This is a genomic window from Paenibacillus sp. FSL R7-0026, from assembly GCF_038004485.1.
GTDB lineage: Bacteria > Bacillota > Bacilli > Paenibacillales > Paenibacillaceae > Paenibacillus > Paenibacillus xylanexedens_A.
On record NZ_JBBORG010000001.1, the window covers coordinates 4,502,914 to 4,523,529 of the forward strand.

The 20,616-nt window shown below is 45.2% G+C and carries 17 protein-coding genes and 1 other annotated feature; of the genes, 4 read left to right on the top strand and 13 right to left on the bottom strand.

Annotated elements, in window-relative coordinates:
- Nucleotides 1-108: 108 nt before the first annotated feature.
- Nucleotides 109-1,110, bottom strand: coding sequence for a GPR endopeptidase (gene gpr, locus MKY44_RS19915; RefSeq protein ID WP_282320693.1), 1,002 nt, complete (start codon nt 1,108-1,110; stop codon nt 109-111).
- A 175-nt stretch (nt 1,111-1,285) separates the two neighbouring features.
- Between gpr and rpsT the strand changes: the two genes are divergently transcribed.
- Nucleotides 1,286-1,558: a 30S ribosomal protein S20 gene (gene rpsT / locus MKY44_RS19920; RefSeq protein ID WP_024628504.1), complete on the top strand. Its 273-nt coding sequence runs from the start codon at nt 1,286-1,288 to the stop codon at nt 1,556-1,558.
- Nucleotides 1,559-1,746: 188 nt separating this feature from the next.
- Here rpsT and holA read toward each other — a convergent pair whose 3' ends face one another.
- The 3 genes from holA to MKY44_RS19935 all read right to left on the bottom strand — a co-directional run bounded on the left by holA (nt 1,747) and on the right by MKY44_RS19935 (nt 4,850).
- Nucleotides 1,747-2,763: a DNA polymerase III subunit delta gene (gene holA / locus MKY44_RS19925; protein ID WP_339790133.1), complete on the bottom strand. Its 1,017-nt coding sequence runs from the start codon at nt 2,761-2,763 to the stop codon at nt 1,747-1,749.
- Between the two features lie 258 nt (nt 2,764-3,021).
- Complete coding sequence (locus MKY44_RS19930; RefSeq protein ID WP_341008239.1) at nt 3,022-4,305, bottom strand: zf-HC2 domain-containing protein; 1,284 nt, start codon at nt 4,303-4,305, stop codon at nt 3,022-3,024.
- Nucleotides 4,302-4,850 (bottom strand): RNA polymerase sigma factor, encoded by a 549-nt coding sequence (locus tag MKY44_RS19935; RefSeq protein ID WP_017687205.1) that lies wholly within the window; start codon nt 4,848-4,850, stop codon nt 4,302-4,304. The genes MKY44_RS19930 and MKY44_RS19935 overlap by 4 nt, the downstream gene beginning before the upstream one ends.
- 351 nt (nt 4,851-5,201) lie before the next feature.
- Here MKY44_RS19935 and MKY44_RS19940 point away from each other — a divergent pair, with 351 nt between their 5' ends.
- Nucleotides 5,202-5,504: a hypothetical protein gene (locus tag MKY44_RS19940; RefSeq protein WP_062835531.1), complete on the top strand. Its 303-nt coding sequence runs from the start codon at nt 5,202-5,204 to the stop codon at nt 5,502-5,504.
- 326 nt (nt 5,505-5,830) lie between these two features.
- Here the strand turns inward: MKY44_RS19940 and MKY44_RS19945 are convergent, their stop codons facing one another.
- The 4 genes from MKY44_RS19945 to MKY44_RS19960 all read right to left on the bottom strand — a co-directional run bounded on the left by MKY44_RS19945 (nt 5,831) and on the right by MKY44_RS19960 (nt 10,230).
- Nucleotides 5,831-7,183 (bottom strand): polysaccharide deacetylase family protein, encoded by a 1,353-nt coding sequence (locus tag MKY44_RS19945; protein WP_341008241.1) that lies wholly within the window; start codon nt 7,181-7,183, stop codon nt 5,831-5,833.
- A gap of 701 nt (nt 7,184-7,884) precedes the next feature.
- Entirely contained in the window at nt 7,885-8,661 is a 777-nt protein-coding gene (locus MKY44_RS19950; RefSeq protein WP_341008242.1) for a DUF3298 and DUF4163 domain-containing protein, read from the bottom strand.
- A 170-nt stretch (nt 8,662-8,831) separates the two neighbouring features.
- Nucleotides 8,832-9,722: a DUF3298 and DUF4163 domain-containing protein gene (locus tag MKY44_RS19955; RefSeq protein WP_341008243.1), complete on the bottom strand. Its 891-nt coding sequence runs from the start codon at nt 9,720-9,722 to the stop codon at nt 8,832-8,834.
- Between the two features lies 1 nt (nt 9,723).
- Nucleotides 9,724-10,230: an RNA polymerase sigma factor gene (locus MKY44_RS19960; protein ID WP_341008244.1), complete on the bottom strand. Its 507-nt coding sequence runs from the start codon at nt 10,228-10,230 to the stop codon at nt 9,724-9,726.
- Between the two features lie 794 nt (nt 10,231-11,024).
- Here MKY44_RS19960 and MKY44_RS19965 point away from each other — a divergent pair.
- The gene (locus tag MKY44_RS19965; RefSeq protein WP_341008245.1) at nt 11,025-11,477 is read left to right on the top strand and encodes a hypothetical protein; all 453 of its coding nucleotides are present in this window, start codon (nt 11,025-11,027) and stop codon (nt 11,475-11,477) included.
- 15 nt (nt 11,478-11,492) lie between these two features.
- Here MKY44_RS19965 and MKY44_RS19970 read toward each other — a convergent pair whose 3' ends face one another.
- The 3 genes from MKY44_RS19970 to MKY44_RS19980 form a co-directional block, all read right to left on the bottom strand.
- The gene (locus MKY44_RS19970) at nt 11,493-14,363 is read right to left on the bottom strand and encodes a ComEC/Rec2 family competence protein (protein ID WP_341008246.1); all 2,871 of its coding nucleotides are present in this window, start codon (nt 14,361-14,363) and stop codon (nt 11,493-11,495) included.
- 102 nt (nt 14,364-14,465) lie between these two features.
- Nucleotides 14,466-14,987 carry a deoxycytidylate deaminase gene (locus tag MKY44_RS19975; RefSeq protein WP_091028354.1) on the bottom strand — a complete coding sequence of 174 codons (522 nt, stop codon included), beginning with the start codon at nt 14,985-14,987 and terminating at the stop codon, nt 14,466-14,468.
- Between the two features lie 39 nt (nt 14,988-15,026).
- Nucleotides 15,027-15,662 carry a ComEA family DNA-binding protein gene (locus MKY44_RS19980; protein ID WP_341008247.1) on the bottom strand — a complete coding sequence of 212 codons (636 nt, stop codon included), beginning with the start codon at nt 15,660-15,662 and terminating at the stop codon, nt 15,027-15,029.
- A 185-nt stretch (nt 15,663-15,847) separates the two neighbouring features.
- On the opposite strand from MKY44_RS19980, the gene comER reads away from it, so the two are divergent.
- Complete coding sequence (gene comER, locus MKY44_RS19985) at nt 15,848-16,693, top strand: late competence protein ComER (protein WP_127545169.1); 846 nt, start codon at nt 15,848-15,850, stop codon at nt 16,691-16,693.
- Here comER and leuS read toward each other — a convergent pair.
- Both leuS and MKY44_RS19995 read right to left on the bottom strand, forming a co-directional pair.
- The gene (gene leuS / locus MKY44_RS19990; protein ID WP_074095915.1) at nt 16,674-19,118 is read right to left on the bottom strand and encodes a leucine--tRNA ligase; all 2,445 of its coding nucleotides are present in this window, start codon (nt 19,116-19,118) and stop codon (nt 16,674-16,676) included. The two genes, comER and leuS, sit on opposite strands and share 20 nt — an antisense overlap.
- 78 nt (nt 19,119-19,196) lie before the next feature.
- Nucleotides 19,197-19,466, bottom strand: a binding site (T-box leader).
- A 111-nt stretch (nt 19,467-19,577) separates the two neighbouring features.
- Nucleotides 19,578-20,534 (bottom strand): phosphotransferase family protein, encoded by a 957-nt coding sequence (locus MKY44_RS19995; protein ID WP_341008248.1) that lies wholly within the window; start codon nt 20,532-20,534, stop codon nt 19,578-19,580.
- Nucleotides 20,535-20,616: the final 82 nt, after the last annotated feature.

A 20,616-nucleotide genomic window follows, 5' to 3' on the forward strand; every position in this document is an offset into this window, starting at 1 on the left:
CAACTCTATGAGCCCGCCCAATTTGCTAGAACAGGAAAATGAAAGATTCAAGAAACAAAAAAAAGAAAGTCCGATAGATTCGGACCTTCTTCTCAGCAGTTTTAAGTTTTAATGTGTATACGCAGCTACGTTATCCGGATTCACTGCATCATGGAGTGCGGCGTTAAGTCCTGTAGCGATAACATTGGCAATTCCCTCAATAAACTCATCAATTTCCTTCGGGGTAACAATTAGGTCATGACCTAGTGGCTCCAGTACCTCTTTCACCAGACTCAAGCGATCTTGTTCACCGATGTCGTCCAGCATACCCATGATCTGTTTGGTCTGATCCGTTTCCTGGCGGAAGTGTGAGCGCATCATCTCAATCACATTGTTCACAATGGTGGACGCATAACATACGGTTGGTACTCCGATGGCGATGCAAGGCACACCTAATATCTCACGGGTCAGGCCACGCCGTTTGTTCCCAATACCGGACCCCGGATGAATACCAATGTCCGCTACCTGAATCGTTGTATTTACACGTTCCAAGGAACGGGAGGCCAGGGCATCAATCGCAATAATGGCATCCGGCTTGGTCCGGTCTACAATCCCCTGTACGATGTCACTGGATTCAATGCCCGTTGTACCTAACACGCCGGGAGCAATCGCGCTGACTTCCCGATACCCTGGCGCAACCTGATCTGGCACCAATTCGAAATACTGACGCGTCACCATCAGATTTTCCACAACAAGTGGACCGAGTGAATCCGGGGTGACATTTAAGTTACCCAAGCCAACAATCAAGACCTTGGATGTTTTGTTAATTCCGGCCTTAACCATAAAATCTTCCATTTCACGTGTGAACTCGGCAGCAACTCGCTCCTGTAACTCGGTATCACCATTCCGTAGTGAAGGTACTTCCAAGGTGACATAGTGGCCTTTTACCCGACCAATGGCCGTGGCTGCTTCTTCATTCAGGACATCAATACGTGTAATCGTAATACCCTCTTTTTTCTCCACATCTTCCCGCAGTCCGGGAATCGTCTGTTTCTGTCCACCTTGCGCCATTTCCTTGGAGTCGATCGCCAAATCGGTACGAACTGTATAGTTTTGCAAATCCAGTGTCATTCTGTCCCTGCCTCCCTTACCGCATTTGAGCATATTGTGTGGGAAAAAGGGGTTCTTTATACAGCATGTCGAACATCGTAGGAATATCTGTTGCATTTTACATGCTAGCGTGATAGAATATTTTAAGTTGTGAAACGTTTGTATTCATGCAAATGCCTTACAGGAGGTGAATGTAATGCCAAACATCAAATCCGCTGTTAAACGCGTAAAAACGAGCGACAAGCGCCGCGCACTCAACGCTTCCCAGAAGTCTGCACTCCGTACAGCTGTTAAAGCTGCTGATGCTGCTCTGGTAAGTAACGAAGTTGATACTGCAAAAGCTGCGATTCAAGCTGCTTCCAAAAAGCTGGACAAGGCTGTAACTAAAGGTCTGGTTCATAAAAATGCTGCAGCACGCAAAAAGTCTCGCTTGGCGAAAAAACTGAACGCTCTTTCCGCACAAGCGTAAGAAGCGTTACTTATACGATCCAATGGAAAAATCCTGAACAGCATAGGCTTTCAGGATTTTTTAGTATCTGATTCGATAAGTATAAGACAAAGATAAAGCGACCTTTATTCCGATGATTTAACCATCATGGAGCAAAGGTCGCTTTGTTTGTTATTCACACTAGTAATCTATTACATCTATTTGTCTATTCATGCACCAAGTCTCAATAAGAACAGCTCCAGACCAAGTACTTTATCCACCGCTCCTGTTTTCATCTGGTAATCCAGTTCGCTGAGGTGACTCAGAATCATTCTCAGACGTTCCGGTTGAAATTTACGAGCTTGTTCACCCGCAATCTTAACGGCATATGGATGCAGACCAAGCTGACTGGCAATCTGCTGCTGGGAGTAACTTTGTTGGCCCAACTCTTTCACCTGGATCATGATCCGAAACTGACGTGCGATTAAAGCCGCAATTTTAATCGGTTCTTCCCGCTGCTTCAGCAACTCATAGAAAAGAGCCAACGCTTTCTCCAGTCGCAAATTAGCGAGTTCTTCCACCAGCGAAAATACATTCTGCTCTGTACTACGGGCAACCAGTGACTCGATATCAGCACGCTTGATTGTCCCCCCATTACCCGCAAACAAACATAACTTGTCTACTTCAGCAGACAGGGTCTGAAGACCTGTTCCTGCATAGCTGATCAACGTTTCCGCTGCTCCCGTCTCCAAGGAAACATCCCGCTGCTTCGCCAGTTTCGCTATCCAACTCAACAGCTCATCTCCACTAAGTGGAGCAAAAGCAAGAACGACCGCCTGTTTCTTGACAGCCTTCACCAGCTTCTTACGCTCATCCAGCTTATCCCCTTGGGCCAGGAAAACAATCGTACTGTAATCTGCCGGATTTTCCATATATGTAAGCAGACGATCAACCTGATGTTCAATCTTGGATTCTTTACCTGCGGTGAACAGGCTCGCGTCCCTTACAATAATTAATTTGCGCGGAACCAGAAAAGGTACGGTCTCTGCTTCTTCAATAACGACCTCCACAGCCGTTTCAGACAAATCATATGGAATAATCGCAAAATCACGATGTTCTTCTTCAATAACCTGTTCTTTTAACATATCCGTAAATTGCTGTATCTGATACTTTTCCGTTCCATACAGCACATAGATCGGAGCCGGTTCTCCACTACGTATTGCCTTTGTTGCACTTTTTACATCCATTCACGGTGCCTCCTTATCCCTCTTATCCTACCAGAAAAAGTGCAAGACAACAAAGGGACCTTACATCCAGTTTACGGATGAAGGTCCCCTGTCCTACATCTATATAAACGCAGACACCAGCAGTTCTAGAAAAAGCCGGTGCGCGGTCATACGACGTCAGTTGTTTGAACTGAGATAGGACGTTTTGTTAATTCCACTATATGCTTGTCATACTGAAAATGTTCTTTCGTTTAGAGAAGCGCACTCCCCATTTTTTAATTATTTCGCAGGAGCTCCACTTGGAACGGCAGGTACATTAAACGAGTTCTTCGCCGTTGTTCCGTCCTTGTCCGTCTCGTAATTAAATAGGGTACCATCCTTGGACCAACTCGCTGACTTCAGTGTCCCCTCTATACTGCGTTGTTCAACCAAATTCAGAACATCCGGTTCATTGGCAGGTTTGGAGTATATGCTGAGTTGATCACCAATAAGCATAACTACATAGGAGCCGTCAGGTGACTTCCATTCTTTTGGTGCTGCCGTTGTAGTCATTCCCTGATCCGGTCCTGCTGCGAAACCTTTGTTTCCTCCAGATGCGTCTGTACCTGCACCGGAATCAGGTACAGTGTTACCTTCAACCGGAACATCTTCAGTTATATTAGGTGTTGTATCCTGAGAAGTGAAGGATTGGGCATCTCCATTTTCTGTTTCTGTTACTCCATTCTCTTCCCCATCTGCAGAAGATTTAGGAGAATCTCCTGATCCCTGAATTCTCTGCTCAGAATCTTGGTTTTGAGCCGGATTCTTCTGATTATCGGTCGAAGGAGTTCTGGACGAATTATCCTGCGGTCCTTTATTCGGAGCAGGCGTTGATTCAGTAGCCGGTTGTTTAGGTGTCGGATCTGACTGAACTTCAGGCTCCTGTACCTCATCTCCACCGTTCTCTTCAGGCATTGTTTCTACGTCTTGGTTATCTGGTTTAGTTGGTGAATCATTCGATTGACCTACAAACACATCGTTGCTGCTTGGTTGGGACGAAGTGGCAGGATCATAATTTTCAATATTCTTGCTTAATGAATTCTCATCCAAATTGCCGCTCTCTTGAGAAGCTCCAGAGCTCATCAGCATGGAATCGGCATTCTCAATCTGTTCAGGCGGATTCCCCCAGATGGCGAATCCCAATATAACTGCCGCAGCCGCTGCACCCATGGACATACGTCCTGCCATCGAGTTAAGCCATTTTTGCTTCGTTTTCCGCTCACTTGAACGTTGTAAATTCTCAAATGCAGCGGGGACAGGATTCATTTCCTGTATGGTGCTACTTTGTTCCTTCCGCGCTTCGTCAATGGCATCAAGCTGTGGCATAATCGCATCAACCAGACTAAATTTCGGGCTTACTTGCGGTAATTCTTCCAGTTCTCTGGAAAGAGCTCTGAGTAAACTAAAATTTTCGGCGCACTCCGGACACTTTGCCACATGCTGTAGCATCTGCGCGGTTTCCGCCTCGCCCAGATCATGATCCAGATAGCGGTGCATCCATTCCACCACCTCTTCGCATTTCATCCTGTCACACCACCTTTCTGATATTCCTGTAGTAGATTCTGTAATTGCTGTCTGGCTCTAAATAAATAAGATTTCACCGTATTCAACGGAAGATCGAGACAATCCGCAATTTCATTGTAGGATAAGTCCTGCAAATATCTTAGAACAATAACGGTACGATGATGCTCGGGAAGCTTGTTGATCGCATCCTGAATGTCTTGGGCCACATATGTAGACATGACCTCGTACTCCACATCCTGATTATCCTGAAAAACCATGTCATGTTCGTCAATGGAGACGGACGGTTTGGTTCTTCTGAATTTATCAATACAGATGTTTGTGACGATGCGTTGTACCCATGTTTTGAATTGGGCCTTTTCTTCGTATGAATTGATTTTGGTGTAAATTCGGATCAACGCTTCCTGAGCAGCATCCAAAGCGTCCTGTTCATTATTTAGAATGTAATATGCGGTCCGATAGACATGTTGTTCAATCTCCCGCAATAGGGTAATTAGAGCGTCGCGATCGCCCGATTGAGCGGCTCTGATGAGTTCCGGCTCTACCACAAAGGATCCCCCTCTCCCTGCAACCTTACAGACGTGATCATCAATAAAATTGTTGCAAAGTTAAGTATTTTTTTAATTTGCCATAACAAAATAACGGCGTATGTATTAGGGCCGCTGAAATCTTCTCTTAGAATAACAGAAATTGCATAATGAGTCACCAAACGTATCCAAAAGGGATTCCATTACTTACACGACTCAATTCAAATGCAATGGCATACATTATAGCTAAGCACTTTTTTGGTTCTGAAAATAAAAAAAGTCGAAATTTGTCCAAATTTAAGCTATTTTTAATGCAATTTTCATGAAAATGGTGTATTGTAAATTTACATTCATAAACACGAGGTGATGAGCATGCCAGCTCTAGCGAAAATTCAAGCTTTAAAAGAACAAATGCCCAAAGAATACCAAAGCATTTCCCATTTTGTAGAACATGCATTGGAGTCCATTGATACTCTGGTCGAGGAACATCGGAAGTACGTAGCTGCACAGGCATTATACGGTGATAAAATCGTTGGATCGGAAGAACGTTTGTACAGAGAAACCGTACTTGATGTCAGAGCACAGCTGTTGATGACTCTTGAGAAAACGGTAGAAGATCTGTTGCACAAAGGCGACAAACACTGGAACAAACACTTTAAGGATGGCGTGGAGTAGTTCTAATATTTCTTCTACCATTTGAAAAAATGGCCCGTTTTCCGATATTCTCCTTCTTGGAGTGTAACGGAAAGCGGGCTTTTTTTGTGCTGTGACTTGCAATCAAATGAAACAGCAAGGAATGATTTTTAAATCCAAATAAATGAAGGTCGGTTTATATAGGATAGTACAAATCCATTCCTATAGAAGAGTACAAACCTTAGAAAAACAAAGGTTTGTACCTCTTTTGGTGTGATGAACTTATCGATTATAATAAGGGCCATTTCCTGTGGATTTATTCAAGGACAACAACTGAGACACCGTTACGAATTGGTAGCCTTGCTTTTTTAGTGATTTAAGCATTTGGGGCAGCGCATCAGCTGTAGAAGCGTGAATATCATGCATAAGTACAATCGAACCTGATCTGATGTTTTTAGCAACCTCTTATTTACGACTTGAGCGTTCCGGCTTTTCCAATCCAGCGAATCCACAGACCATAAAATAATGGGTGTTTTCTGTTCTTTGGTGACTTTTTTGACTGATCCATTCATAGCACCATAAGGCGGACGGAATAGGGTAGGTTTTTCTCCAGTCGCATCTTCGATTCGGTCCGATGATTCTTTGATTTGTTTGCGTACCTCACTCAGGCTCATATTCGCCAGATTCGGATGACTCTTGGAGTGATTGCCGATCTCGTGGCCAGCCTCAGCAACCTTTTTAGCCATATCAGGATAATACTCTACTTGTACGCCCAGCATGAAGAAAGTAGCCTTCGCGTTGTACTCCTTCAAAGTCTTTAGAACTCTAGGGGTCACCTTTGGGTGAGGCCCGTCATCAAAGGTAAGAGCCACATATTTCCCTTTAGGATCAAGCGGAGGCTGAGTCGGCTTCTTCCCTTTTGGCTCATCATTATTTTCATAAGTGATATTCCATTTTTTGGTGAGTTCCTTTTTCAAGTAGGAATGCAAGGATTTCAGTGGAATGTTCACTTGGATCGTTCCGGCTGCACCAGCAGCGATCTCGTATTTATTAAAGTATAAAGTAAAGACTCCGTTACCTATGGACCATTTCCATTCAGATGGATTTTTTATAGATTTTTGAAGTTCTGCTTCGAATACATAAGAGTGGACGTTTTTCTGTTTCTTCAATTCTTCCTTCACGATTGACATAATATGATCAACAGCTGCTTTGTCATAAGTCATGATATCGGATAAATTCAAAATTTTATTTTCAGCTGTGTCGATATTAAAAGATTTTATTATCGATTGTCCATTAGCACCGCCTTTGGTGATTTGATAGGAAGTGAACACTAAACTATATAAATGGTCATTAATTTTATTCGTATCTACTGTAATATTCAATTCAGCACGATGATCGCCTTGAAGCGTTTTTGCACCGGTCCCAACCTGGGTTAAGAATTTCTTTTCCTGATCATTGACCCACGTCTGAATAGGAGTATTAATCTCCTTGCTATTTGTGAGGACGTTGCTAATCGACAATATATAATGCTTCGTATTCTTCGTCCTTGTTTCGATATTTAAGCCTGGGTATGCACTGGGCGACACTTCAACGTACTCTGTAGCGCTGTTGTTTCCAGCTAGAACATTTTGCACCATTAGATTGATTCCTAGAATCCCGCCAGCTAATACAATAAATCCAACCAGCCAAACGGACCACCGTGTTTTCTTCCTTTTGTTCATTTCAAATCATCCTTATCTTTATTCTAGTCATAAAACTGCAAGTCATTGTCTATCATTTCTTCCGTTATTCACATAAAACATCGATGACAGAAAAGCACCACTGAGTACCTTCACTCTCGACAGATCGATAATGAGGAGCCACGCAAATCCCCCTGAGCCCATTTGATATTAAGATGGTAGGCCATGACAGCCATGACGGATAATGCCCTTAAGCCATCAAGTCCTGGTATATAACGTTTACCATCGCCTCGTACCGGTGCAAAGTTCCGGATTAAACTTCCGAAATGATTCGTGTTGTCGTGCATTTCGCTTTCGTCCCTATCCTTTTTGATTTGTCGCTCATAGGCAGGACGCCGAGCTTATGAAAAAAGTTTTCTCCAATTAATGTAATCAATGAAGAGAACAAAACATTTTCATGGAACTTCTACCTTTAGAACTAAAAAAAGCATCCCGTAAGAAGAGAGTCTTCGGGATGCCACATTCAGAATAATCGTCATGTTTCCAGCATAAGACTTGAATTAATGTTGTACTTGTACATTTAGAATGTCGGACACAAATTGGATTGCACGTAAAACTGATTTTTATGAATCGAAGTGGCTACGCCGAGCGCTTTGGGAGCCATTCTCGAGAAGAAGCAAGCTGCCACCTTTTTCAGATCCAACTTTACTGCGACTTCTGGCTTCATATCATTCGGCTTTGCCTCAGAGGCTGGCATTCTTCAAATTGAAACGGAACTCCGGTGAACCCACATATCCCGGCGCGATACTGTATTTCGGGAAGACGATAACCAGTTCGCCTTTTTCAATATAAAACGACTGTTCCGTGAACGTCCCTTTGAATTCTTCCAGGAAGTACTGATCGGGATCCTTTCTTATTTGCGCAAGAATATCTGCATCAAGCTTTTCTTTATAGTTAGAACCGAGGATATCCTCCAGTGTCACGCGCTGAGCCGCAGAGGCATTTTTCAAGTTGTAGGTATCGATCCGGGGCATGCTCGTTCCACCCCTGTAACCTTCCGTGATTACTTCAAGCGAAACTACTTCTGCCGGCTTTCCAGTTCCGTCCGACTTTAGCTTATAGCTGACGTAAAATTCATAGGGGTGGAACTTCTGGTGATTTACTTTTGCCTTTTTGGCCGTTTCTGCGGCATCCTTCTCCCACTGAGCAAGATCCTTTTGCGCACGGGATAAAAGGATGCCATTCAGTTCATTCTGGTATCTGGTGTCCAGCATGCCGTCCAGCTGCGGTACCTTGATGTTCACAATAAGGTTCTTGCTTGTTGTGCTCAGTACCTTCTCCACGATTTTTACTCCTTTAGCCGAAGGGACGGTTGCATGTACCTTAGAGCTGACAGTTACGTTCGCTGAAACAGGTGCCGAGGCCAGCGCATTTTCAGATAAGCTCGCTGCGCCGACGCCGAGTATGGCTACACAGCCCATGGCCCCCATCTTCATGTATTTTATCGTTTTCTTTTTCATAGCTTTCATCCTCCATCTCTTTGTATGAGTGTCTAATCACGCACACTCATTGGCTAGACGCATGAGATGGTACAGAAAGTTTTGGAAAATCAAAAATAGAACAATGTCTCTTCGACCAAAGTACTAACAAAAAAAACCGGCGCGGGGTACCCGCTCACCGATCTCTTCCATTACTTAATGTATTTGTTGTTAATCAGAACGTCTTTCAACACATCCGTGGGAATGACGAATTCCACAGAACCCATATAGCCTGGCGTGACGTCATATTCGTTGAAAGCAATCACCAGCTTGCCGTCGTTGTTGATATAGAAGCCTTGATCCTTCGCGATGCTCTGGAACTCACTGGTGATCGGCACGTCGGTAGCTCCCCGAGTCCAGTAAATCTTATTAGGGTCCGCTCTCATTTGCACCTGCATCTGCTCTTTAACGTTGTCGCTGATGAGCCGCACATAACGATCGTCCTTGAACAGCATCGGCAGAGTTATGAGGATTTGGTTTCTCTTATCGATCGTATCAAACTGAAACTCCTCCGAGGATGAAGCGGCGGTCTTGACCACGTATCTTTGTATAGATAAAATCTCGTCGTTGTCCGTCTTTACTTCATATCCGACATCAAGTCCCAGATGGCCTCCGCCTTGCTTCTTCAATTCGCTGATTTCCGCCTGGAACTTTTCGTAAAGCGCTTTGTTCTCCTTCATATATTTCTCGTTCAACCCGCTTTGCAACTGCTCATTCTCCATATCGGTAATGGAAGGCACTTTAATATTCGCATTGTAATTAGACTCGTCAACCACGTATTCCTTGAACGTGAGTACCTGAATAACCCGGTCCACACCCGGTATGGATGACAAGGCTTTCGCTACAGGAGGACTGACATTGATCGCAACAAGGAACATGAACGCAGCCGCACTGGAAACGGCTAACCATCTGTACTTTGAGCCGCGGCCCCTCCTTCCCTCCTTAGAGAATTTATGAATCGATTGGTTTACAATGCTATCCAATTCATCTGGAATGGGTATTTCTTGATATTCTTTTCGCAGCTGTTCCATGTTATTGTTCATCTTACTCGACTCCTTTGGTTGTTTCATCATTCATTTTGATTCGCAATAGCTGATGCGCCTGATACAGCCTTGTTTTAATCGTATTCACATTTTCATCCAGTACAGCAGCAACTTCTTCGATCTTCATATCTTCAAAATATCTCAGTATAATGACGCTCTTGTATTTATCCGGCAAGGATTCGAGCGTTTGCTTCAAATCAATGTCCGTATACGTATCTTCTGTCCCGGGGCTGTAGGTTTCGATCATTTCATGATCCATCGCCTGAACCTTTTTGTTACTGCGCAGAAAATCCAGGGCGGTATTCACCACAATCCGGTAAAACCAGCTTTTTACCGCATCTGGGTTCTTCAAACGTTCGAGATGCGTCATCGCTTTGTATATGGAGTCTTGTACGATATCTAGGGCATCATCCTTATTTTTGACATAGCTATAAGCAAGTCGGTATACGTTCTCCTTATGCTCGGTAATACAGTGTGTAAGAATTTTTTCAGTTTTCCTATTAAACATGGTCGATTATCCCTTTTCTATATAAATCTTTGTCGTAACAAGAAGTAAGACGTATACGGGTTCCCAAAAAGTTTTCGCATCCAAAATTTTTTTTACTTCTGCAAATCGTTCAAGGCCCTCACAAGCAGCTCAGCGTAAACCTTGGCGCCTCTATTAAATGTACCTCGTCCTTTTAAAAATAATCTTCCCTTCCCTTGCTTGCCGAATACCAGTCTACTACCGATGACCGAATTCATTTGAAACTTTTGTAATGTTCTCATTGACGGTATCCTGCTATTTCCAGCATGAAATATTTCAATTCCTCTTCAGTGGTTAGGCCTTCTCCGCTATAGAACCGGTAGAAGCCGGTAAACTGAAATTCTCACCGGCTGTATGGATCTAAGCCTGTACCATCTTCTTTGTGTGAATGTGCCGTGAATGCTGACAATCTCACTAGGCTGAAGCCTACCGGATTTTATAAGTCGTTTGGTAGTCTGCAGCGCCTTTGTCGTTGTAGGCTTTCTATAGTAACGATATTTCATGTTTTTAATCCGTCTCCTTCTGATCTGCGCCGGTGGAACCACGCATCCCCTCCCTCATTTCCTACCCTGCCACTACCAAAAAAGCATGTCACCACCATGCAATTAAGAAAAAAGTCGTTACGCAGCGAAACGACTTTTTCTTTTATAGGTCAACTCAGTGCTTTTTTTCTCTGTTTCCCACTTTTCCTCAACATGTGTATGTTAAAATATAGTAACTCCCTTAGCCTATCCTCTTGTTGAATATAGTTATTTAAGATGGAGGTTAATATTTAAATGACAAAAACCCATAGAATCAATAGGCCGCGCGGAAAAATACTTGCAGCTGTATTAACTGCAGTTCTCATTTCACTTGCAATGGGGATATATCACTATGTCCCTATAGATGAAAGATTAGAGAATACTTACTATTATTCATTCTGGTATAAATTTGCGGTTGGATTATTGATTAACCTCGCTATTTTACTTTTCTTAATTACGCCACTCTCTATATTAGTGGATGGATTACTTTTATACAGAAAAAAAGATAATACGTATATGAGATTGCTCGTTGCTATTGCCGCATATGGTCTATTAGGCTTCATAGGTGGGATCATCTACTCGATATTTATACTTAACTTTACTACTTTTTCTGCTCAAACTATCCACATTGTTGTATGTTCTCTTGTCTTTTTAACCTTCCAGTTGGTATTAAATCGGAGTTTTCTTCACTCATCTTCACACCGATAAATAGATTGCCCGCCTTCACTCAACCCCGACCAACTTGTACCGGATATCAATCTTCCCATCTTTCACCCTCATCTGAACCTCGCCCATCTGATCTGTCCGATAAATATCTGACCCGGTAGCCTCCAGACGTTCCATCACTCCCGGATTGGGATGCCCATATGTATTGTTAACTCCTGCAGATATCACAGCGGTTTTGGCGCTCCAGTATTGGAGCCAGGCTTCGGTGGACGACGTTTTACTACCATGATGAGCGACCTTTAGAACGTCAATGGAGACAGATGCTGAAGCATCTTTTGAATCAACCTGCAACGGTCGTGTAAGTACCCTTTGTACAAAGCCCTCTGTAACTCCAATATCTGCACCTTTCTGTTCAAACTGGGCAGCCAATGAGCCATCCTGAATCATATAGAGCAGGTCCTGCTCGGCTGCCGCATCCATATCTCCGGTGAACAACATGGAAGCCCCGGCCATTTCCAGCAAAAAGACAACCGAATCATGATTCTGATGTTCAGATACAGGCAAATTGCCTGATGCATTTACATCCATATGTGCTAGATCCGGAGCTATAAAATGTAAACTTGTCTCTTTGTCAGCTTTATAGGACATACCCTGCCGAATGGCGTATAAAGGAATTTTCCGTTCCATGGCTGTATTCAGCAACTTATCAAAGTTATCCTTACCGCTGGTCGTTCCATTAAACATGAAACGTTTAACCGGAATCTGTTCCAGCACAGCCTGTAGTCCTCCGGCATGATCCTGGTCAGCATGCGTTACAATGACAGCGTCCAGTTGATGGATACCTCTTTTTTTCAATAGAGGAACAACCACCTTGGCACCTACCTCATACGGATCACGTCTTGTTTTCCACGATTGTTCGGTGTTCACAAAACTAACCGTTCCCCCGCCATCCACCAGAATATGTTTGCCTTCCGGGGTTGTAATCAATGTGCTGTCTCCCTGACCAATATCCAAAAACTGCACGATGCCAGCTCCAGCAGGCTTGGGAGTCTGATATGCCCACCATAATCCAGCAATAAAGCTGATTGCGAGCAACCCACACAACCATTGCTGAGCTATACTCATTCGTTCATGGGCATAATATCCTGCACCTCGTGCGGTAAATGCACTTGTATATTCCGGCCAGGCAATACTGGCTCCTAATGTCGTTAATGAAGTTTCTTTTCCATCTACACGATTCTTACCTTGATTCTGTACCACGGTAGACATCGAAGAGCGAATGCCCATATTCGCCATTGAAACTGAAGGTTGTCGTCTCACAAGAGGAGCCGTCTCTTCCTCAACAAACGTTGTTTCTTGCTGCTCACCATTGCCACGATGCAACAGGTAGAGTAAGGCATACAACACAGCATAATATGCGGCGATCCATAACAAGGGCGGTGTTACCCAGATCAATACAAAACCTGGCAAACTGTTCATCCACTCCACGCTTACAAATGTCAGTTGATTCAGTTGCATCGCAATCCATGCGAGAGGTTTCGCCAAGGGAACCCATATGAATGACAATAACATGGCGACCGTCCCCAGAGGTAATACAATGGCACTGATCAAAGAAACCAGCAGAAAGTTAGCTACAAATGAGAGTAGTGAGAACTGGTTGAAATACAAAATGGTTACTGGGAACGAAATCAGCTGAGCGGTCACGGTAACGGATGCCGTTGCTGCCAGAGATTTCGGCCAGCCGCTGAACAGCCGGTTAATCAATGGCATGTAGATCATCAAACCTGCGGTCACGAGAAAGGATAACTGGAAGCTCACGCTCAGCAAAAAGTACGGGTCCCACCACATCATCAGCAACGCTGCTGCACTAATCATCTGAAGACCGTCTCTCGCGAGGCCACGGCGTGCCATGTACAACCCAATCATGGACATAATTCCTGCCCGAATCACTGAAGGTGATCCACCGGATAAAAGTACATAAGCTGGCACCAGGATCAGAACAATCGTGAGTGCCGTCTCTCTGGTAAGCCTTAACCAGGATAGAATAAGGAGAAGAGAAGCTACATATACAGCGACATGGGTCCCGGAGATTGCCAGGATATGCGTTAGACCCAGTTGTGAAAACTGGCCATAAGTGCCAGGATCGATATCAGTAGCCATCCCGATAATAAGCCCCTTCATATATCCTGCATGAGGCTCTGGAAATAACTGATCAACCGCCGAGCCCAACTTATCCCTAGTCCAATCCGTCCACCGTAGTACGTTATATTGTCCAAGTCCCTCAGGAGCAACTGCTGTTACCGAACTGGCTCCCTTCACTTTGAACAACCAGTGGATATGCAGGGTGCGCAAGTAACTGCGATAATCAAACCCACCAAAGTTCCTGGCTTCACCAGGAAGGACAAAAGAACCATTAAGCGTAATCAAATCGCCCCTCTTCCAGCCCGCTGCTATCTGTTGTTCTTCTTCCTCCAACAGTCTGACTTGTACCATCAATTGTTCATCTATGTTGAATGCAGATGATGCTGTTGCCAGATCTGTATCTGCTAACGAATCCAATGTTGCCAATATTGAAGACATCTGAATCTTAAAGTCAGCCCGATCTCCATCAATACGTATATCTGACACCAGCTCACCCTGAATTTCAGCTGACCATCCGTCCAACTCATGAGTAGCGATATGCATGGTCTCCGGCAGACTGCTATGATTGCGTGTGTCATTCCACTCCCAATGCGCAGCGCCTCCAATAAAGGCAGCGAGTAAAAATAAAACAGACCATCCACGCACATCCATAAAACGAAGTAAAAGTGGCAAACATGCCAGAGCTCCAATTAACCCCCAGATTAACGTCCAGCCTGTTAACGCGCATGCTATCGCACTCCCGCATAACCAACAAATCGTAAAACTTAGTAACGGTCTGCCTTTCATTTCTACCCCTCCTTCATTTCACCCGTTGAACGCAGAAAAACCTCCGGAAAGCCAATTCAGGCTTGCCGGAGGTTCTCCCTCGCGTATTCGACCATATTCACATTAATTGCTCACAGTCATCATCGTTTCCCGCGGGGGCTGGTAATTCTCCAGCCTGCGGAACGTTATTCCCTTCTGTTCCATCATATTGGTAACCTTGCCGGTATCTTTAGGATAAGAACGATGAAACACGATTTCTGTAATCCCGCTATTCGCCAACATATTGGCACATGTCCAGCACGGTTCGTCGGTCACATACACGGACGAGCCTTCGCGGTCGATTCGATCTGTGAATAAAAGTAAATTTTGCTCCGCATGAATTGTGCGAATGCATCGTTGCTTTTTGACCATTTCTTCTTGCCCATCGGTCACGACCAACTCATACTCTTCCGATATCATGCAACCTGCCTCAGAACAATCCGGGACGCCGGTGGGTGCACCATTATAGGCTGTTCCCAGCAGTTTCTTTCCCTGAACAAGAACGGCACCCACATGACGACGCGAACAGCGGGAACGGGTGGAAACCATATACGCGATGTCCATAAAATACGTATCCCAGTCCTTGCGTACCTCTACTGTACTCATGCTGCTTTCCTCCCGCTCAACACATTTTTTATTCTAATATTACCGGATCTGCACATAAGGTGCCATCTTCTCCAGCATCTTCATGCCGATCCCTTTGACCTTTGTCAGATCACTGACTTTTGCAAAAGGACCATGTGCATTCCGATAATCCACAATAGCCTGAGCTTTCTTCTCTCCGATTCCGGGAAGCTCCGTAAGCTTGGAGACAGGCGCAGTATTCACATCAATCTTGCCATTGTCGCTGGCTTCCTCACGAACTACAGGTGGATTACTGTTCGAGCCCGTCTCGGAAGTAACCGAAGGATTCGAATTCGTACCCTGCACAACTGGTTCAGTCGAATTTGAGGTGGCCGGTGGATTATCATTCGTCTGACTTGTAGTTTGAACAACTGAATCACCTTCAACCCCAAAGCTCGCAAGCTCTTTAGACTCTTCTGCCTTTGCCTCATTCCCAGTCTGCATCCCACTTGCATCCGCTCCCGAAGATGCTCCTGTATTGCCCTGAACCGAAGTAGCCGACTGTACAGCAGGGAGTTCCTGCTCTATCGTCGGCTTCTCGGTGCCGAGCTGCAAGGGTTCCCAGCCACTAGGTGGTTGTTCACTTTTGCCCGACCATAATATAAGTATACTTCCAACCACCGCAGCAGCAATGGTCATCCCTTTGTTCCATCTCATTCTTCCACACCTCTCCCTGAATTCAAAATCATTCATTTCGAACACGGGCGGTGCTTCCGAACCGTTGAACTTTCCTGATGAAACAAGTTGTGCATTTTTCATGTCATGTGAAACAGGTCCTCACGCATAGAATAGAGGGAATGAACTGCGCCAGTACCGTAAAGCATGAAAGGAGGCCTGAAACAATGAAGGTTGGATTTATCGGAACCGGCAGCATGGGCAGCCTGCTAATCTATGCCCTGATCCAATCGGGTGCACTTGAGCCCCGGCAGATCGCGGCCAGCAATCGAACCCCGTCCAAAGTACGTCAGTTATCCCTCCGTTACCCCGGTCTGCATGAATCCCAGAGCAATCGAGAAACGGTGATCCGAAGTAATATCATCTTCCTGTGCGTGAAGCCGCTTGAATTCAAACATGTTATTGACGACATCCTGCCTGTCGTGAATCCCAATCATATAATTGTCTCGATCACCAGTCCCGTGCAGCTGCGACATCTGGAATCTTCACTTCCTTGCAAAGTCTCCAAGGTAATTCCCAGCGTCACACATCAAGTCGGCAGTGGAGCATCCCTCTGCATACATGGCGAACGAATGACCAGTGAAGACCGCGCTGTGTTGGAAAGTATGCTCAGTCATATAGGCAGGCCGTACCAAGTGGATGAAGCCTGTACACGAATCACATCCGACTTCTCCAGCTGCGGACCTGCATTCATATCGTTCTTTTTGGAACAGTGGATCGAAAGTGCAGTGAAGCTGACAGGTATCAAAAGGGCAGATGCCTGCGCTCTGGCTGGCGAAATGCTCCTGGGAACAGGCAAGCTGCTCACCGAAGGAGGATACACCCCGCAAGAGCTTCAGGCTCGTGTCGCTGTACCTGGCGGTATTACCGCTCAGGCACTTGCACTGCTGAAGGTTAGTCTTGACGGCGTTTTCGACAGCCTGATCCACACGACACATGACAAATATGATGAAGATTTGTTAAAGCTGGATGAACTATTCCGAGCCGGTGAGATTAACCGGCAACAATATTAACGAGTTTGCCTGGAACGGCAATGACCTTGCGAATGGTCTTGCCTTCCAGCGCCTGCTTAACAGGTGCCAGCTCCATCGTAAAGTCCTGCATACCCTGTGCATCCAGATCCTTCGCGATCGTAGCACGAGTTACAATTTTACCGTTTACCTGAACAACGATTTCTACTTCCGCATCCACTGTCATGGACTCATCATATTCAGGCCAAGCCACGTAAGAGATTCCACCTTCATGACCCAAACGACTCCACAGTTCCTCTGCCATATGTGGTGCCAGTGGTGACAACAGCTGCACAAATTTCTCCATCGCTTCACGAGGCAGTGTGTCCGCTTTGTATGCATCGTTGATGAAAATCATCAGCTGGCTGATGGATGTGTTGAAGCGCAGATGTTCCAGATCTTCCGTAACTTTTTTGATCGTTTTGTGAGCAGTCCGTTTGAACTCATCCGTTCCACCGTCCACCGTAATCTTGTCATTGATGGCTCCTGTGTCTTCATTAATGAAGAGACGCCATACACGTGACAGGAAGCGGTGCATGCCTTCAACCCCGTTTGCATTCCACGGTTTTGTCGCTTCCAATGGTCCCATGAACATCTCGTACAGACGCAATGTATCTGCACCGAATTCATTGACGATTTCATCCGGGTTAATGACATTACCACGGGATTTACTCATTTTCTCATTATTGGTACCCAGGATCATACCTTGGTTCACCAGTTTGTGGAAAGGCTCTTTGGTCTCCACAACACCCAGATCATACAGCACTTTGTGCCAGAAACGAGCGTACAGCAAGTGAAGCACCGCGTGCTCTGCTCCGCCAATGTACAGATCAACCGGCAGCCACTGTTGCTGTTTCTCCTTGGAGATCAGTTCCTTGTCATTGTGCGGATCGATAAAGCGCAGGTAATACCAGCAGCTACCCGCCCATTGTGGCATGGTGTTGGTCTCACGACGTGCCTTCATTCCCGTTTCCGGATCTACCGTATTCACCCACTCCGTAACATTCGCCAGTGGTGATTCTCCTGTACCCGAAGGTTTGATCTGGTCGATATCAGGCAGCAGCAGTGGAAGTTGATCCTCCGGTACTGTCTTCATCGTTCCGTCTTCCAGATGCAGAATCGGGATTGGCTCACCCCAGTAACGCTGACGGCTGAACAGCCAATCGCGCAGACGATAGGTTACTTTACCTTGTCCTTTACCGTTCTCTTCCAACCAAGCAATCATCTTGGCAACCGCTTCTTCATTATTCAGTCCGTTCAAGAAATCTGAATTCACATGCGCGCCATCACCCGAATACGCCTCTTGTGTAACGTCTCCACCTTGAATAACTTCGATGATATCCAGACCGAACTGCTTCGCAAATTCCCAGTCACGTGCATCATGACCCGGAACAGCCATAACCGCACCTGTACCGTAACCTGCAAGAACGTAATCAGCAATCCAGATCGGCAGTTTTGCACCATTAACGGGATTGATTGCATAAGCGCCAGTGAATACACCTGTTTTGTCTTTGGCCAAATCTGTACGTTCCAGATCACTCTTACGAGAAGCCTGCTCCTGATAAGCCTGAATAGCTTCACGTTGGTCATCGGTTGTAATTGCTTCTACCAATTCATGTTCCGGAGCAAGTACTGCAAAGCTCGCACCGAACAATGTGTCCGCACGGGTAGTGAACACCTTGATGACTTCCTCGCGACCCTCAATGGCAAATACAACTTCCGCACCTGTCGATTTACCGATCCAGTTGCGCTGCATATCCTTGATGCTTTCAGACCAATCCAGCTCTTCCAAGTCTTCCAACAGACGCTCTGCATACTCGGTAATTCTCAGAACCCATTGACGCATCGGTTTGCGTACAACCGGATGTCCTCCACGTTCACTCTTGCCATCAATAACCTCTTCATTAGCAAGTACCGTTCCAAGGGCTTCACACCAGTTAACTGCAACTTCATCCACATAAGCCAGACCTTTGTTGTACAGCTGAATAAAGATCCATTGTGTCCATTTATAGTATTCAGGGTCCGTTGTGCTGATCTCACGATCCCAGTCATAGGAGAAACCAAGCGATTTGATCTGGCGACGGAAATTGTCAATATTACGGAATGTAATATCTCGTGGATGTTCACCTGTATCCAGTGCATGCTGCTCAGCAGGCAGACCGAAAGCATCCCAACCCATTGGGTGCAATACATTGTAACCGCGCATACGTTTGTATCGGGAAACGATATCCGTTGCCGTATATCCTTCTGGATGGCCTACGTGCAGACCTGAACCGGATGGATAAGGGAACATATCCAGTGCATAAAATTTCGGTTTAGCAGGGTCCTCACCGGTTTTAAACGTTTTATTTGCATCCCAGTATTGCTGCCAACTTTTTTCCATGACTTGTGGCTGATAGCCGTGTTTCGGCTGGTTATTCTCACTCATCTATTGTTCCTCCTTCAGGTTATTCGCTTTAGCTTTAATTGCAACAAAAAAACCTCAGCATCCCGTAGCGTTTGCAGCGCTAGGGACGAGAGGTTGAATTCCCGTGGTACCACCCTAGTTAGCGGACGAACGTGCTTCGTCATCCACTCCCTTTGGACCTGTAACGGCGGTTAACCGATGCGGATTTCCATTCCTGAACCCAAGCTTTATACAAGCAGGTTAAACAGAATGGTGTAATCACCGCATTTCTCCAAGGCGAGTTCGCAAATCACTGTCAACCGGCTTGCACCAACCGCCGGCTCTCTGTTATGTACAGGAATTACTACTGATCCTTATCATCGAAATATGTATACAATATCGGGACCATTATATAAAAAAGCAAGCCCAAAGTCAATATTACACGTTATAATCGCTATCTTGAAGTCTACGCTTCGTACCGTTCATAACGCTGGTTTCTTTTCAAGATAAACGAAAACGCTCAATGCCTTCCTCCAGATTATGAATGGTCCAATTCACATGTTCCTGATTATCATATTGACGATAAGCGCACTCAATGCGCAGCACCAGATCAAAGTACAAGTCATAGAGACTTCTTCTTTTCAGCTCACTTTCAGTCGTAATCGCATGCCCATAGCCTTTCACAAAACCAGGCGTATAGTTAAAATGACTGAAATAATGCTCCATCAAAGGATCTGCCCACAGTGAACGTTCAAAATCAATAATCGCTGTGATGCGACCTTTATCTACTAACACATTGCCGTCCCACAGATCCCAACTCACAAGCACAGGTTCTTTTACATCGTCCAGCACATTCGATTTTTCTCCAATCAAGCGTCTCAATTCAGGATAATCTATTGAAAATGTAACCCCGGCTTCTTCCCCGTCGGTAAGAATATCCTTCATCAGATTCATAAATGCTTCTTTCCATGTGGAATATCGCTGTTTTTGCTCCGAGAAATATCCAAACTTCTCGCCCTTGATTTCATTAATTCGACGATTGTACCGACCGAGCTCGTGTTCAATGGCTTCCTGCTCTTCCGCAGAATATTGATCCTTGACCTGATTATAGGGTGTTCCAGACATGTACTCCATGATAAAATAACGCGCTGAAGCCATAGTTAACGAATCGTCATAAGCCAACACTTGGGGTACAGGAATATCCTGTAGCTCCGTGATGAGGCGTAGTGCCTCAACCTCAGCAATCATGAGATCCTGCTCACAGCGCATCAGATTTGTCGAAGCCGACGGTGCAATTTTGAGTACCACTCGCTGTGCGTCACTCAGTGTAATGAGATATGCATGATTGGCCCAGCCATCCACCATTTCCTTGTAGTCCTGTATACTTGCAGAGAAATGCTGCTCTATTATGGCATTCAACTGTTCTGACGAAAGTCTTGTTTTATATGTACTTTCCACTTCTACACCTCACATTGACATTTGATTTATTTCTCGGAAAACGCTTTCTATCCGACTATTATCGCCTCCTTTACTTTAACTG